This window comes from Xanthomonas prunicola (assembly GCF_002846205.1).
Classification (GTDB): domain Bacteria; phylum Pseudomonadota; class Gammaproteobacteria; order Xanthomonadales; family Xanthomonadaceae; genus Xanthomonas; species Xanthomonas prunicola.
Genome location: NZ_PHKV01000001.1, coordinates 546,354 through 560,896, shown reverse-complemented (window position 1 = coordinate 560,896; position 14,543 = coordinate 546,354). Strand labels below are relative to the sequence as shown.

The window sequence follows — 14,543 nt, the reverse complement described above, 5'->3', positions numbered from 1 at the left end:
TCCCCGTCAGGTCGCGCCAAGGATGGACGCCACCGCATGTCTCTGCTCCCGCGCTGGGCCAGATCGCCCCGCCTCTGGGCGCCACTGCGCAGTCGTGCGCTCTGGCGCGTGGTACTGGCGCTGTGCGCCTGCCTGTTGCTGACCGTGGTAATGCTGCGCAAGCCGCTGGCCGATCTGCTGTGGCCGGACACGCGCATCCAGCAATTGCTGCAGCGGGGCGATGCGGCGTTGGCGCGCGGCCAGCTCAGCGCTGCCAATGGCAGCGGTGCGCGCGAACTGTTCGCCGCCGCGCTTGCGTTGGATAGCGACCGTGGCGAAGCCCGTGACGGGCTGGCGCGGACCGGCGCTGCTGCAGTGGTGCAGGCACGCGCTGCGGTTGCGGCCGGCGATGTCGCCGCAGCGCAACGCGCGCTGGCGCTGGCAACTGCCCTGGAAGCGCCGCAGGCGCAGACCGCCCCGGTGGCTGCGCGGCTGCGCGCGCTGCAGGCGCGGCGTGTCGGGCTGGATGCCTTGTTGGCGCAGGCGGCGGTGGCCCAGCAGCAAGGTCGCCTGGACGGCACGCCCGGCAGTGCGTTGCCGCTGTACCAGCGCATCCTGGCCCTGGCCCCGGATCGCACCGACGCCCTGGAAGGTCGCGAAGACGCCCTGACCGATCTGTTGGCGCAGGCACGCCACGCATTGGCGCGCGATGCGCTCGGTGAGGCGTCGGCGTTGCTGGCCGCGGCCAAGCGTTACGACGCCGGGCATGTCGACATGCCGCTGACTGAAGGCCAGTACCACCGCGTGCTGGAACAGCGCCGCCAACGTGCGCAGGCCTTGCTGCGCCGTGGCCGCCTGGCTCCGGCTGCGCGCGATTTCAACGCAGTCCTGGCGGCCGAGCCAGACGATGCAATCGCCAAGCGGGGGCTCGATCAGGTGACGGACGAGTATGCCGCACAGGCTATCCGGCAAGCGGCGGATTTCCGCTTTGACGATGCGCTGCAATCGTTGCGTCAGGCGCAGCTGCTGGTGCCGGGCGCTCCATCGATTGTGCAGGCCGAGCAGGCGATTGCGCGCGCAAGAGATGCCCAGCGCGGCCCAACCGCGGGCCTGTCGCGCGGCACGCGCGAGCGCCGTCTGCGGGCATTGCTGCAGCGCGTTGCCGATGCCGAAACGCAGCAACACTGGATGACCCCGCCTGGTGCCAGCGCCTACGACGCGGTGCGCGCCGCGCAGGCGCTGGCACCGCGCGATCCGCGCGTGCTGCAGGCCGCTGCGCGCGTGGTGCCGGCCAGCCAGCGTTGTTTCGAGGACGAACTGCGCAATAACCGCCTGCGTGCCGCGCGTGGATGTCTCGATGCTTGGCAGGCACTGACACCCAATGCCGACGCCCTGGCCGGCGCGAGGCGCCGCCTTGCACAACGCTGGATTGCGGTCGGAAGCGAACGGCTGGGCCAGGAGGACGCAGCATTTGCCCGTCGTGCGCAGGACGAGGCGCACCAGTTGGATCCCGAACTGCCGGAACTGGCCGAATTCACGCGACGGGTCAAGGCTGTCGCCGAGCAGCGTTGAGTGGGGGCTGGCAGTGTCGCCAACGTTAGGGTCTGCCGAACGTGCAGTTCAAACCCCGAGCTCTAAAACCCGTTGTTCGCATCCCCGATGCTAAGGAACGCGCTCCAGGCGCACGCAAGATGTTGGTGAAGCCCATGACAAGGGCGCAGGGCAATCTGCTCCACGCAATCCTTCTCCTATCGGGAGAAGGTGCCCGGAAGGAGCGGATGAGGATACCTGCGACGCCTTGCGATGCGTCGCAGGCGGATCAATGACCCATCACGCCGTGTATTGCGGCGCAAACGGCCCAGGCACCAGCACGTCACCGCCTGCTCACTCGGCAATAAACAACGCACGCACCGCGCTGCGCGCCGCATCCAGCGAGAAATGCTCGGCCACGTTACGCAAGCCGTTGTCGGCCAGACGCTGCCACAGCGCCGCGTCCTGATACAGCCGCACGATCGCAACGGCGAACGCGTCCGCATCGTCGGCCACGCACACATCCTCGCCGTCGCGCAGGTGCATGCCTTCCACCGCGCAGGTGGTGCCGACCACCGGCTGGCCGTGCGCCATGCTCAGATTGATCTTGCCTTTGACGCCTGCGCCAAACCGCAGCGGTGCCACCGCGATGCGTGCGCTGTCCATGAATGGAACCAGATCCGGGACGTGACCATGCAACTGCACGCCGGGGCATTGGTCTGCCAACAATTTCAAGGCGTCGGGCAGGTCGGCGCCGATGCAGTGAAACACCACATCAGGCAGCTGCGCACGGACCTGCGGAAAGATGGCGCTGATGAACCACTGCACCGCATCCACATTCGGCGGATGACGAAAGCCGCCGACGAAAACCAGGTCGCGACGTTGCGCGAAGCTGTGGCCGCTGCCGGCGACTTCATGCAGGTTCGAAAGCAGGGCCGTCCGAATGTGTGGCGCATCTGCGCGCAGTTGCGACTGTTCTGCGGCCGACACCAGCAAGGTGACATCAGTGGCCGCCATAATCTCGAACTCGCGCAGGCGGGTGCGTTCTGCGCTACGCAACAGATTGGCATCGCCGGCCAACTCGGCACCGCGACGTTCGCGCAGGTAATGCAGGTCGACGGTATCGAACAAGGTGCGCGCCTGTGGCGCGTATTGCTTGAGCAACGGTAGGCAGGCGTGTGCCACGTGGTGGCGTACCAGCAGCACTACCGCAAACCGCGCACCATGCGTGCGCAGCCAGCTGCCGATGCCGTCGAGAAACGGTGCATACCAGACTTCGACGCCGAGTTGCTGCAATGCTTGCGTGTGGCGCCCGGCGTGTTCGCGGCGGGTCGGCACGAAGACGACGTGCGCGCCTTCGTCGCGCAACAGGCGGATCAGGTTGAACTGCCGCAGCGAGCCGGAATCGCGGTCCGGCTGCGGCACGCACTCGTCCAGGATCAATACCTGGCGCTGGCTGCGGTGCAGCAGTGCAGGCCCGGGCACGGTGCCGACCGGCAATTGTGTTTTCAGCGGCTGCTGCCATTTTTCGGCGAAGACGCCTTGATTGCGCACCTGATAGGCCTTCACCCCGGTACGCGTATCGGTGCCGTTGCTGGTGCCCTCGTCGTGCACCACAACGCTGGCCGGCTGCACCAGCACGTGGTAACCCGCTGCGCGGACTGCAAACGCCAGGTCGGTGTCTTCGTAGTACGCCGGCATATAACGCCGATCCAGCCCGCCCAGCGTCTGCAACAGCATGCGCGGCAGCGCGATGGCCGCGCCCGAGCAGTAGTCCATCGCGCGCACATATGCATAACGCGGGTCGTCGGCCGATTCGAAGCGGCCGTAACTCCAGGCGCTGCCATCGCCGAACACCACGCCGCCGGACTCTTGCAGCCGCCCGTCCGGATACACCAGTTGCGCGCCGACCAGGCCGGCAGCCGGTTGCTGGGCAAAGGTGTCGATCAACCGATCCAGCCAGCCGGGCTGCGGAATGGTGTCGTTGTTGAGCAGCACTATGAAATCACCACGCGCTAGCGCGATGCCGTCATTGCAGGCAGCAATGAAACCGCCGTTGCTCGCACGCACGTGATAGTGCAGACCCGCAATGTGCGGCAATTGTTCAGCGGTGGCGTCGCTGCTGCCGTCGTCCACGACGATGATTTCCACGCTCACCAGCGGCGGATGCGCCGCCAGCGCACGCAGGCAGGCCAAGGTGTGCGCAATGTGGTTGTAGACCGGAATCACCACCGTTACCCGTGGGGTCGCGCTGTGCGGCAGCGCGAACGCCGCGAACGGGGCGGCCTGCGGCAGCCACAGCGGCGTGCCCAGGGCGACCGGCGGCGCCTGCGTGTGTACGCGAATACGTTGCCAGGTGGCGCGCCAACCGCGCGTGCGCATGCTGGCCACGCTGCGGTGGATCAGGCCAAGGACGCGATTGAACAGATAGCGCGCATCGGCCAAAGACATCGACATTGCGTTGGAACTCCAGCGTGGTATGGCAGGAAACGTGGCGAGCAGAGTGCGGGTCGAGGCAATCGGTGCGTCTGCCAGCGCAGTGTACGAGCCGTGCCAGCTGCTGACCGAGAACATGTCGCGCCCAGCGAAGCGACATCGGTCGTTTTGTTAGCCGCTCTTAACGGTCGACGGGCCCGGTGGGTCACAGCCATGACAGCGCTGCGCTAGACTCGCCGGATTCTACATTCTCGCATTCCTGTGCCCCGACGCCACGACAACGACGCTCCCGACGATTTCGAGGACGACACCAACGAGCAACGCTACCGCTGGCAACGCAGACTCATCGTCTGGGGATTTGCCGCGTTCGCGCTGGCGCTCGGTTTCCTGATTCCCTATACGGTGTATCTGAACAAGCAGGTCACCCAGCGCTTTGGCGAGCTGCGTTGGCAGATCCCGACCCGCGTGTACGGCCGTCCGTTGGTGCTGGTGCCCGGCACCGCGCTGGATGCGGCCACGCTGAAGACCGAGCTGGATGCGGCGTCGTACCGTGACGACGGCCAGGCGAAGCTGCCTGGCACCTATCAGCAGGACGGCAGCCGCTTCACCATCGCCAGCCGCGGCTATATCGATGTGGATGGGCGTGTGCCGGCGCGCCGTATCGACGTCAGCCTGGCGGGTGGGCGCGTGGCCACGCTGCGCGACGCCGGCGACCGCAAGACGCTCAAAAGCGCACGTCTGGACCCGGCGCGCATCGCCACGCTGTACGGGCAGAAGCAGGAAGAGCGCCGCCTGGTGCGCATGGAAGAAGTGCCCGAGCTGCTGGTCACCGGCCTGCAGGCAGTGGAGGATCGCGACTTCAACAGCCATCACGGCATCGATCTGAGCGGCATGGTGCGTGCGGCCTGGATCATGGCGCGCTCCGGCGGGCAGGTCCGTCAGGGCGCCAGTACGCTGACCCAGCAGCTGGCCCGCAGTGGCCTGCTCGGCATCGGCAAGGAACAGACGTTCACGCGCAAGTTCAACGAGATTCTGTACGCGGTGATCATGGAGGCGCGTTACGACAAGCGCACCATCCTGGAGGCCTATCTCAACCAGGTGTATCTGGGCCAGCGCGGCGGGCAGGCGATCCACGGTGTGTCGTCTGGTGCGGAGCTGTGGTTCGGCCGCGAACTCAATTCGATGACCACCGAGCAGATCGCCTTGTTGATCGGGTTGGTCAAGGGGCCGTCGTACTACGACCCGCGGCGCAACCCGGAACGCGCGCTGGACCGGCGCAATTTCGTGCTCGGCAAGCTGCACGAAAGCAACCTGATCAACGACGCCGAGTACAAGCGTGCGCTGGCTGCGCCGTTGGGCGTGCCCACCGAACCCGGCCTGGTCGCAGCCAATCGTTTCCCGGCGTATGTGGACCTGGTGCGGCGCCAGCTGGCGCACGATTACCCGGAAGGCGTGCTGCAGGGCGCCGGTATGAGCGTGCTCACGGGTATGTCGCCGTCTGCGCAGGCCTATGCCGAAGGGGCAGTGACCGGCACCATCAAGCGGCTGGACAATAAGAAGCGCCCGCCACTGCAGGCCGGGCTGGTGCTCACCGACGTGCATAACGGCGATGTGCTGGCCGTGGTCGGAAGCCGTGATGTCGCCAAGCCGGGCTTCAATCGCGCGGTGGAAGCGCAGCGGCAGGTGGGCTCGTTGCTCAAGCCGTTCGTTTACATGCTGGCGCTGGCCTCGCCGGACCGCTGGGCGTTGTCCAGTTGGGTCGACGACTCGCCGGTCACCGTGCAGCTCAGCCGCGGCAAGACCTGGTCGCCTGGCAATTCCGACAACCGCAGCCACGGCACAGTGCGTCTGATCGATGCGCTGGCGCATTCCTACAACCAGGCCACGGTGCGGGTGGGCATGCAGGTCGGCGCAGACCGCATCGCACAGTTGATCCAGGTGTTAGCCGGCATCAAGGCCGAGCCCAATCCCGCGCTGATCCTGGGCACCACCGACCAGAGCCCGTATGGCATGGCGCAGCTGTATCAATTCCTGGCAGCCGGCGGCGAGATCCAGCCGCTGCATGCGGTGCGCGGTGTGCTCGACCCGCAAGGCAAGCTGCTCAAACGCTACGACAAGACCCCGGCTCCGGCGCAGGAAGGCGATTCGGTGGCCGCCAACCTCATCAGCATCGGCTTGCAGCAGGTGGTCAGCGCCGGTACCGCGCGCCAGCTGCTGGGCGATGGCTTGGGTCGCCTGTCGTCGGCCGGCAAGACCGGTACCTCCAACGACGGTCGCGACAGCTGGTATGCCGGCTACACCGGCGACCATCTGGCGGTGATCTGGATGGGCAACGACCAGAACGCCGAGACCGGTCTGTATGGCGCCACCGGCGCGATGCGGGTGTGGTCGAGCATCTTCGCTCGCCTGCCGAGCGCGCCGTTGAAGGTCAGCGGCAAGGGGCTGGATTGGCAGTGGGTGGACGCCAGCGGTACCGGCGTGACCGACCCCGGTTGCCCGGGTGCGCGCCAGTTCCCGTTCGTGGTCGGCTTCACGCCGGGCTACGCTCCGTGTGCCGGCAATGCACCATCGATCGAAGCTGCGCCCGGCGAAGCGGCCGCACCTGCCGAACAATCCAGCGGCGGTGGCTGGCGCCGTTTCTTCGGTCTGGAAAAGAAGCCCGAACAACCTGCCCCGGCGCCTGCCACGGCCCCACCCGCGCATTGATTGGAGTGACTCCATGAACCGACTGCACCGTTTGCTCGCCCTGATCGGCGTCTTGGCCGCACTGGGCGCCTGCGTCAGCGCACCGCCCGCACCGCCGCCGCCGCCGGTGGACCCGACCACCCCGACCCAGCGCCTGTTGTTGATCGAACGCGAAGCCGGCGTGGACGACACCGAGCTGTCGGTGCAGCCGCTGCGCGACCCGCAGGTCGACGATCTGCGCGACACCGCCAAGAGCAAGCGCCAGGCCGGCGATCTGGCCGGCGCCGCTGCGGCGCTAGATCAGGCGCTGGGCCTGGTGTCGGGCGACCCGGCAATTCTGCAGGAACGCGCTGAAGTGTCCGTGCTGCAGGCCGACTGGCCGGCGGCCGAGCGCTTCGCAAAGCAGGCGATCGAGCTTGGTTCCAAGACCGGCCCGCTGTGCCGTCGCCACTGGGCCACGATCGAGCAGTCGCGGCTGGCGCGGGGCGAGAAGGAAAACGCTGCCTCGGCCAGGGCGCAGATCGCCGGCTGCACGGTGCCGGGCGTGAAGCGGTACTGAGGACCGGACATCCGGCGGTGCGCGCCGTCAGTCAGCAATCTGCGGACTGCTGACTGACGGCATCGCGTCTGGCGTGGCGCGGGCGTCGGGCACGACTTGCAGGCAGCGTGCCTGCGCCTGGCCGCACTCGGTCACGCACACCCAGGCCTGCATCACCGCGCACGCGCTAGGCTGTCGCGCTTCCTGTCCGCTTTCCGTTCGGTCTCATGTCCCAACTTGCCACTGCCAGTATCGAAGCGCTCAGCGAGGGCGGGGCGCTTGCGCGTCAGCTCGACGCCTTCGCGCCGCGTGCTGCGCAGTTGCGCCTGACTGGGGCGATTGCCGAGGCATTCGAGCAGCGCGACGTGTTGTTGGCAGAGGCCGGCACCGGTACCGGCAAGACCTACGCCTATCTGGTGCCGGCGCTGCTGTCCGGGCTCAAGACGATCGTCTCTACCGGCACGCGCGCGCTGCAGGATCAGCTGTTCCATCGTGATCTGCCGCGCGTGCGCGCCGCGCTGGGCGTTGGGCTGCGCAGCGCGTTGCTGAAGGGGCGCGCCAACTATCTGTGCAAGTACCGCACCCAGCAGGCGCGCGGCGAGCCGCGTTTTGCCACGCCCGAACAGGTCTCGCAGTTCCAGCGCATCGTGGCCTGGAGCGGGCGCACCCAATTCGGCGACATGGCCGAACTCGAAGCCTTGCCGGACGACTCGCCGCTGCTGCCGATGGTGACCTCCACCGTCGACAACTGCCTGGGCACCGAATGCCCGTTCTATAGCGAATGCTTCGTGGTGCAGGCGCGCCAGCGTGCGCAGGCGGCCGATCTGGTGGTGGTCAACCACCATCTGCTGCTGGCCGATCTGGCGCTCAAGCAGGAAGGCTTCGGCGAAATCCTGCCGGGCGCGCAGGCCTTCGTCATCGACGAGGCGCATCAATTGCCGGAGCTGGCGGCCAATTTCTTCGGCGAAAGTTTCGGCATGCGGCCGTGGCAAGAGCTGGCGCGCGATTGCATGGTCGAAGCGCGCCTGGTTGCCGGCGCGCAAGCCAGCCTGCAGGCGCCGATCCTGGCCCTGGACGACGCCTTGCGCAGCCTGCGCGCCGGCATGGAAGGGCTGCCGCCGCGTGGCACGCAATGGCGTGCATTGGCCAAGCCGCAGGTGCGCGAAGGGTTCGACGCCGTGCTGTCGTCACTGGCGCGGTTGGGCGAATCCCTGCTGCCGTTGCGTGAGGCCTCGCCCGGTTTCGATGGCTGCACCGCGCGTGCGCAAGAGGCGTTGAATCGCCTGTCGCGCTGGTTGGGCGAAGATCTGCCGGTGGCCGATTTCGCGCAAGATCCGCCAGAAGAGACGGTCGACAACGACGTGCTGTGGTACGAGCTCAGCCCGCGCGGCTTCCGCTGCCAGCGCACGCCGCTGGATGTGTCCGGCCCATTGCGCGAACACCGCGAGAAATCCCATGCGGCCTGGGTGTTCACCTCGGCCACGTTGGCGGTGGGCGGCGAGTTCGATCACATCGCACAGCGGCTGGGGTTGATCGACCCGGCGACGTTGCTGCAACCCAGTCCGTTCGACTGGGCGCGTCAGGCCTTGTGCTACCTGCCGCCGAACCTGCCCGATCCGGCCGCACGCGGGTTCGGTACCGCGTTGATTGGCGCGCTGACGCCCGTGCTGGAAGCCTCCAATGGCCGTGCGTTTTTGTTGTTCGCCTCGCACCGCGCGCTTCGCGAAGCCGCCGACGCCTTGCGCGGCGCGCCGTGGCCGTTGTTCGTGCAGGGCGAGGCGCCGCGCGCGACCTTGCTGCAGCGCTTCCGCGAGTCCGGCAACGGCGTGCTGCTGGGCTCGGCCAGTTTCCGCGAGGGCGTCGACGTGGTTGGCGATGCCTTGAGCGTGGTGGTGATCGACAAGTTGCCGTTTGCCGCACCCGACGACCCGGTGTTCGAAGCACGCCTGGATGCGATCCGCCGCGAGGGTGGCAACCCGTTCCGCGACGAGCAGTTGCCGCAGGCGGTGATCGCGCTCAAGCAGGGCGTGGGCCGACTGATCCGCAGCGAAACCGACCGTGGCGTGCTGGTGCTGTGCGACCCGCGGCTGGTCAACAAAAGCTACGGCCGCACCTTCATGAAATCGCTGCCGCCATTTGCGCGCACGCATGCCATTGCCGATGTGCAGGCGTTTTTTGGCGTTGCAGAGGCGGTGGGAGACAATGGCGTGCTTGCGTTGCCGGTCGGCGACGACCGATCTTCTTCCTTCTGACTGCGGTCCTGCCATGAACGTCCTCGCATTCGAGACCTCCACCGAAGCCTGTTCCGTCGCCTTGCATGTCGACGGTCGCGTGATCGAGCGCTTCGAACTGGCGCCGCGCCGCCACGCCGAACTGGCACTGCCGTGGGCCGAACAACTGCTGGCCGACGCAGGGATTACGCGCCGCCAGCTCGATGCGATTGCGGTCGGCCGTGGCCCTGGCGCGTTCACCGGCGTGCGTCTGGCGATCGGCATCGCGCAGGGAATCGCCTTGGCGCTGGATGTGCCGGTGCTGGCCGTTTCCACGCTGCAGGTGCTGGCCTTGCGCGCGCCTGCCGAGGCGAGCCATGTGCTGGCCTGCATCGATGCGCGCATGGGCGAGGTATATGCAGGTATCTTCGCGCGCAGTGGCGACACGGTGCTGGAACTTGCGCCGGAAGTGGTCTGCGCACCGGACGCGCTCGTGCTGCCCGACACCAACGCCGTGTCTCGCATGGCCGGCGTCGGCACCGGTCTGGCGGCTGCCGACGCACTGCTGCAGCAACGCTTTGCGACACGCCTGAGCAGCGTTGATGCAGCCGCGCTCCCGCGTGCCGCCGATCTGCTCACGCTTGCGGTGCCGGCACTGCTGCGTGGCGAAGGCGTGGCGCCTGAGCGGGTGGAGCCAGCGTATCTACGCGACAACGTCGCCCTCACCCTGGTCGAGCAACAGGCTGCCCGCGCCGCAAAGGCGGTCGGCGCAACGCCATGACCGACGCTGCGCAGCGCGCCCGGTTTCGCGGTTGCCTGCTTGGTCTGGCGGTCGGCGATGCGCTGGGCACCACGCTCGAATTTTGCGCACCGGGCAGCTTCACGCCGATCGACGACATGCGCGGTGGCGGCCCGTTCGCATTACGGGCCGGGCAGTGGACCGACGACACCTCGATGGCCTTGTGCCTGGCGCATAGCCTGTTGTATCGGCAGGGGTTCGACGCCGCCGATCAGATGAACCGCTATAGCAACTGGTACCAGCACGGTTATCTCAGCAGCACCGGTGCCTGCTTCGATATCGGAGCGACCGTGCGCCAGGCGCTGGAGCGCTATCTGGATGGCGGCCCGGCCTTCAGCGGCAGCACCGATCCACGCTCGGCCGGCAATGGCTCGCTGATGCGGCTGGCGCCGGTGGCGATGTACTACGCGCATCGCCCCGTCGAGCTGGGCGAGCGCGCCGCCGACAGTTCGCGTACCACGCATGCTGCCGACGAAGCGCTGGATGCCTGCCGGCTGTTCGCCTTCCAGTTGCGTGCCGCATTGCTCGGTGGCCAGCGCCAGCAGGTGTTGCAGACCCGCTGCGAAGGGCTGTCGACATCGGCGCTGCGTGCGTTATCGGTGCGCGACCATGCGGCAGTTCCCGCCGCCCAGATCCGCGGCACCGGCTATGTGGTCGATGCGCTGTCGGCGGCGCTCTGGTGCTTCGCCACCACCGACACGTTCGCCGATGCGGTGCTGCGTGCGGCCAACCTGGGCGACGATGCCGACACCACCGCGGCCATCTGCGGTCAGCTGGCCGGGGCATTCCATGGCATCGACGGGATTCCCCCCGCCTGGCGCGCGCGCGTGCAGGACGCGGACGCGATCGTCGAGCTGGCCGACCGGCTGTACGCAGCCGCGCAGGCCGCATAAAGGGCGCGCGCAACGCACTGGGCAACGCAGTCCGCCGGGAAGGCATGCCGCAGAAAGACGCGTCCTTGTCGGGACGCGCGACGGCTCAACGATCGTCGTGCAGTTCGCCGCCGGGCAGGAACAACCAGGTGCGCGTGACCTGCAGGATGTCCACATCGTCCTTGGTCTTGGGCAATGGCGGGAACGGCTGCGCCAGTTGCACCACGCGTAAGGCGGCATCGTCGAGCACCGGAACCCCGCTGGAGACCAGGACGCGGCTGCTCTCCACGCTGCCGTCGCGGCGCACGCCCACGCTGATGACCACCTTGCCGCCCAGCCGGCGGCGGCGGGCGTCGTCCGGATAATTCAGATTGCCCACGCGCTCGGCACGGTCCACCCAGGCGCGCAGATAGTTCGCGTATGCATATTCGCGGGTACTGGCAGAGACGAACTTGCGGTTCGGGCGTTTGGCGTACTGCTCAGAGCGCAGATGCACTTCCGCCGCGAGCCGGGCCATTTCGGCATCGCGCTGCACGCGTTGCGCATCGGCGGGCGTGAGTGGGTCGGTCTGCGGGTTCGGTTGCGGTGTCGGCACGGCCTGTTCGCCACGCCGGCTGGTCACCACGCGGGTCTGGGTCGGCTCCGGCACATTCACGCTGGTTGCGCGTTGCGCCTGTGGCGCCAGCCCGGTGCGGTCCTGCGGCACCACGCCCGGCTGGCTGTCGCGCGGGCGTTGCGCGGTGTCGTGATTGCCGCCGCCCTGCTGGTTGGCCTGGGCCAGGAAATCGGCCTGCTTGGGCGTCAGCGGCGTGCTGGTCTGGCTGAAGATCACGTCCAGCGTCGGCACCAGTGGCGCGTCCTCGCTGACCGCAAACACCACGCCCAGGATCAGGATGCCGTGCAGTAGCAGCGAGATCACCAGCGTCATCATCAGCCGGCGACCGTCGTCCATGGGTGCCGGCAGTGCCGCGGCCGTGCTCATTGCGCAGCGCCGGCCTCGATCGCGTCGAACAGCAGCCCGGCGATGTTCAGGCCGAACTGCGCATCCAGCTCGCGCACGCAGGTGGGGCTGGTGACGTTGACCTCGGTCAGGTAATCGCCGATCACATCCAGGCCCACGAAGCGCATGCCGCGACGGCGCATTTCCGGGCCCACCTGCGCGGCGATCCAGCGGTCGCGTTCGGACAATGGCCGACCTTCGCCGCGCCCGCCGGCGGCCAGGTTGCCGCGGAATTCGTCGCCCTGCGGAATGCGCGCCAGGCAGTAATCCACCGGCACGCCGTCCACCAGCAGGATGCGCTTGTCGCCGGCAGTGATGTCGGGGATGAAGCGCTGCGCCAGGGTCAGTTTGCGGTTGCCGTCGGTCAGCGTTTCCAGGATGACGTTGAGGTTGGGGTCGCCGGTGCCGCTACGGAAGATCGAGCGCCCGCCCATGCCGTCCAGCGGCTTGAGCACCGCCTGGCCATGCTCCAGCACGAACGCCTTGAGCGCGGCGGCATCGCGGCTGACCAGGGTCGGCGGGCAGCACTGCGGAAACAGCAGCGCGGCCAGTTTCTCGTTGTAATCGCGCAGGCCCTGCGGGTCGTTGACGATCTGTGCGCCGGCGCGCTGCGCCGCGCTGAGCACCTGGGTGTCGTAGACGAACTCGGCATCCACCGGCGGGTCCTTGCGCATCAGCACCACCTGGCCGGTCCCAAATTCCAGCTCGGCGAAGGTGCCCAGCGTGAACCAGCCGGTCTTGTCCTCGCGCACGCTCAGCGGCGCCACCTGCGCCACCGCGCGGCCTTCGCGCAGGCTGAGCCCGCCGGGGCGCACGTAATGCAGACGGTGACCGCGGCGCTGGGCTTCCAGCAACATGGCAAACGTGGTGTCTTTGGCGATCTTGATGGAGGCGATGGGATCCATCACCACAACGACGTCGAGCGACATGGGGCTAAACCTTTCGAACAGGCTGCCGATGGTAACTTCAAGCGATGGGCGATGGCGCGCCCGGCGGGTTGCAGTGCGCGACTTGCCGGCCTGCACGCACCCAGACGTGGTCGGAACGTCCGCCTGGCGGGCCCCCGGCAATGCGCCCTTGACAGTCGATGCGGGTCTTGGGATATACATGCAGTTTCGTAGCGACGTCGGAAGGGATGAAGCGTCGCGCGCCCGGGGATATTTGCATGAGTGAAAACATTGCTGCGGGTGGGGAACTCGCAGGACTGAAGGTGATGGTCATCGATGATTCGAAGACCATTCGCCGCACCGCCGAAACGCTGCTGAAGCGGGAAGGTTGTGAAGTAGTGACAGCAACGGATGGTTTCGAGGCACTGGCCAAAATTGCGGACCAGCAACCTCAGATCATTTTTGTCGACATCATGATGCCGCGCCTGGATGGGTACCAGACGTGCGCGTTGATCAAGGGCAACCAGCTCTTCAAATCGACGCCGGTGATCATGTTGTCGTCCAAGGATGGCCTGTTCGACAAGGCACGCGGCCGCATCGTCGGTTCCGAGCAATATCTGACCAAGCCGTTCACCCGTGAAGAACTACTGAGCGCGATCCGCACGTACGTCCACGCCTGACCAGGGGGAAAGGCAACATGGCTCGAATTATATTGATCGAGGACTCGCCCACCGACAGGGCAGTCTTCAGTCAATGGCTGGAAAAAGCAGGCCATACGGTCGTCGCCACCGATAACGCAGAAGAGGGGCTTGAGCTGGTTCGCAGCCAGGCGCCCGATCTTGTGTTGATGGATGTGGTGTTGCCCGGGATGAGCGGCTTCCAGGCAACGCGTGCACTCGCACGCGACCAGGCCACCAAGGACATCCCCGTGCTGCTGGTCAGCACCAAGGGCATGGAAACCGACAGGGCCTGGGGTTTGCGACAAGGTGCCAGCGACTACATCGTCAAGCCGCCGCGCGAAGACGATCTGATCGCGCGCATCAGACAACTGGTGCGTTGATGCGCTCTCCATTCGACATTCTCGAGGACTACGAGCGTCGTAGTCTTGCGCACGCCACGCCGCTGCCGGAACGCCAGTTCTCGGCTGATATCTGGCGCGGCGTGGGTTATCGCGTCGGTACCCGGCGATTGGTCTCGGACTTCCGCGAAGTGGCGGAAATCGTGCCGATGCCGCCGGTCACCCCGGTGCCGGGCGCACAGCCCTGGCTGCTGGGCGTGGGCAACCTGCGCGGCAATCTATTCCCGGTGATCGATCTGAAGCAGTTCCTGGAGGGCCGTCGCACGGTGCTGCAGGAAGGCCAGCGTGTGCTGATCATGCGTCAGAGCGGCGGCGACGTCGCGCTGACCATCGATGAGCTGTACGGCCAACGCAGCTTCGAGCAGGTCCAGGCGGTGGAACCCGGCGAGTTGGCGCAAGGCCGCTACGCCCACTTCATCGACCGTGCCTTCCGCAACGAGACGCAGGACTGGGGTGTGTTTTCCCTGGCGTTGCTGTCGCGCACTCCTGAATTCCGGCAGGCCGCGGCCTAAGCCGCGACCCCGCCACG

General features: G+C 67.1%; 12 protein-coding genes. 9 read left to right on the top strand and 3 right to left on the bottom strand.

Annotated elements, in window-relative coordinates; translation table 11 throughout:
* The first annotated feature begins 108 nt into the window (after nt 1-108).
* Entirely contained in the window at nt 109-1,551 is a 1,443-nt protein-coding gene (locus XpruCFBP8353_RS23290) for a hypothetical protein (protein WP_101361775.1), read from the top strand.
* Nucleotides 1,552-1,863: 312 nt separating this feature from the next.
* Here XpruCFBP8353_RS23290 and XpruCFBP8353_RS02495 read toward each other — a convergent pair whose 3' ends face one another.
* Nucleotides 1,864-3,966: a glycosyltransferase gene (locus XpruCFBP8353_RS02495; RefSeq protein ID WP_101362440.1), complete on the bottom strand. Its 2,103-nt coding sequence runs from the start codon at nt 3,964-3,966 to the stop codon at nt 1,864-1,866.
* Between the two features lie 240 nt (nt 3,967-4,206).
* Between XpruCFBP8353_RS02495 and mrcB the strand changes: the two genes are divergently transcribed.
* From mrcB to XpruCFBP8353_RS02470, 5 genes are all read left to right on the top strand, one after another.
* The gene (mrcB, locus tag XpruCFBP8353_RS02490) at nt 4,207-6,651 is read left to right on the top strand and encodes a penicillin-binding protein 1B (RefSeq protein ID WP_101361774.1); all 2,445 of its coding nucleotides are present in this window, start codon (nt 4,207-4,209) and stop codon (nt 6,649-6,651) included.
* A gap of 13 nt (nt 6,652-6,664) precedes the next feature.
* Entirely contained in the window at nt 6,665-7,189 is a 525-nt protein-coding gene (locus tag XpruCFBP8353_RS02485; RefSeq protein WP_101361773.1) for a hypothetical protein, read from the top strand.
* Between the two features lie 206 nt (nt 7,190-7,395).
* Nucleotides 7,396-9,420: an ATP-dependent DNA helicase gene (locus XpruCFBP8353_RS02480; protein WP_101361772.1), complete on the top strand. Its 2,025-nt coding sequence runs from the start codon at nt 7,396-7,398 to the stop codon at nt 9,418-9,420.
* A gap of 13 nt (nt 9,421-9,433) precedes the next feature.
* Nucleotides 9,434-10,159, top strand: a complete 726-nt coding sequence (gene tsaB / locus XpruCFBP8353_RS02475) for a tRNA (adenosine(37)-N6)-threonylcarbamoyltransferase complex dimerization subunit type 1 TsaB (RefSeq protein ID WP_101361771.1) — start codon at nt 9,434-9,436, stop codon at nt 10,157-10,159.
* Nucleotides 10,156-11,070 (top strand): ADP-ribosylglycohydrolase family protein, encoded by a 915-nt coding sequence (locus tag XpruCFBP8353_RS02470; RefSeq protein ID WP_101361770.1) that lies wholly within the window; start codon nt 10,156-10,158, stop codon nt 11,068-11,070. The genes tsaB and XpruCFBP8353_RS02470 overlap by 4 nt, the downstream gene beginning before the upstream one ends.
* 85 nt (nt 11,071-11,155) lie before the next feature.
* On the opposite strand, the gene XpruCFBP8353_RS02465 is transcribed toward XpruCFBP8353_RS02470, so the two are convergent.
* Together XpruCFBP8353_RS02465 and gshB are read right to left on the bottom strand one after the other, a co-directional pair.
* Complete coding sequence (locus XpruCFBP8353_RS02465; protein ID WP_101361769.1) at nt 11,156-12,031, bottom strand: cell envelope integrity protein TolA; 876 nt, start codon at nt 12,029-12,031, stop codon at nt 11,156-11,158.
* Nucleotides 12,028-12,978 carry a glutathione synthase gene (gene gshB, locus XpruCFBP8353_RS02460; RefSeq protein ID WP_101361768.1) on the bottom strand — a complete coding sequence of 317 codons (951 nt, stop codon included), beginning with the start codon at nt 12,976-12,978 and terminating at the stop codon, nt 12,028-12,030. Before gshB ends, XpruCFBP8353_RS02465 begins: the two co-directional genes overlap by 4 nt.
* A 236-nt stretch (nt 12,979-13,214) precedes the next feature.
* Between gshB and pilG the strand changes: the two genes are divergently transcribed.
* The 3 genes from pilG to XpruCFBP8353_RS02445 are packed head-to-tail and all read left to right on the top strand — an operon-like array spanning nt 13,215 to nt 14,526.
* Nucleotides 13,215-13,616: a twitching motility response regulator PilG gene (gene pilG / locus XpruCFBP8353_RS02455; protein WP_005913706.1), complete on the top strand. Its 402-nt coding sequence runs from the start codon at nt 13,215-13,217 to the stop codon at nt 13,614-13,616.
* 17 nt (nt 13,617-13,633) lie between these two features.
* The gene (locus tag XpruCFBP8353_RS02450; RefSeq protein WP_005913708.1) at nt 13,634-13,996 is read left to right on the top strand and encodes a response regulator; all 363 of its coding nucleotides are present in this window, start codon (nt 13,634-13,636) and stop codon (nt 13,994-13,996) included.
* The gene (locus XpruCFBP8353_RS02445; protein WP_003482487.1) at nt 13,996-14,526 is read left to right on the top strand and encodes a chemotaxis protein CheW; all 531 of its coding nucleotides are present in this window, start codon (nt 13,996-13,998) and stop codon (nt 14,524-14,526) included. The genes XpruCFBP8353_RS02450 and XpruCFBP8353_RS02445 overlap by 1 nt, the downstream gene beginning before the upstream one ends.
* Nucleotides 14,527-14,543: the final 17 nt, after the last annotated feature.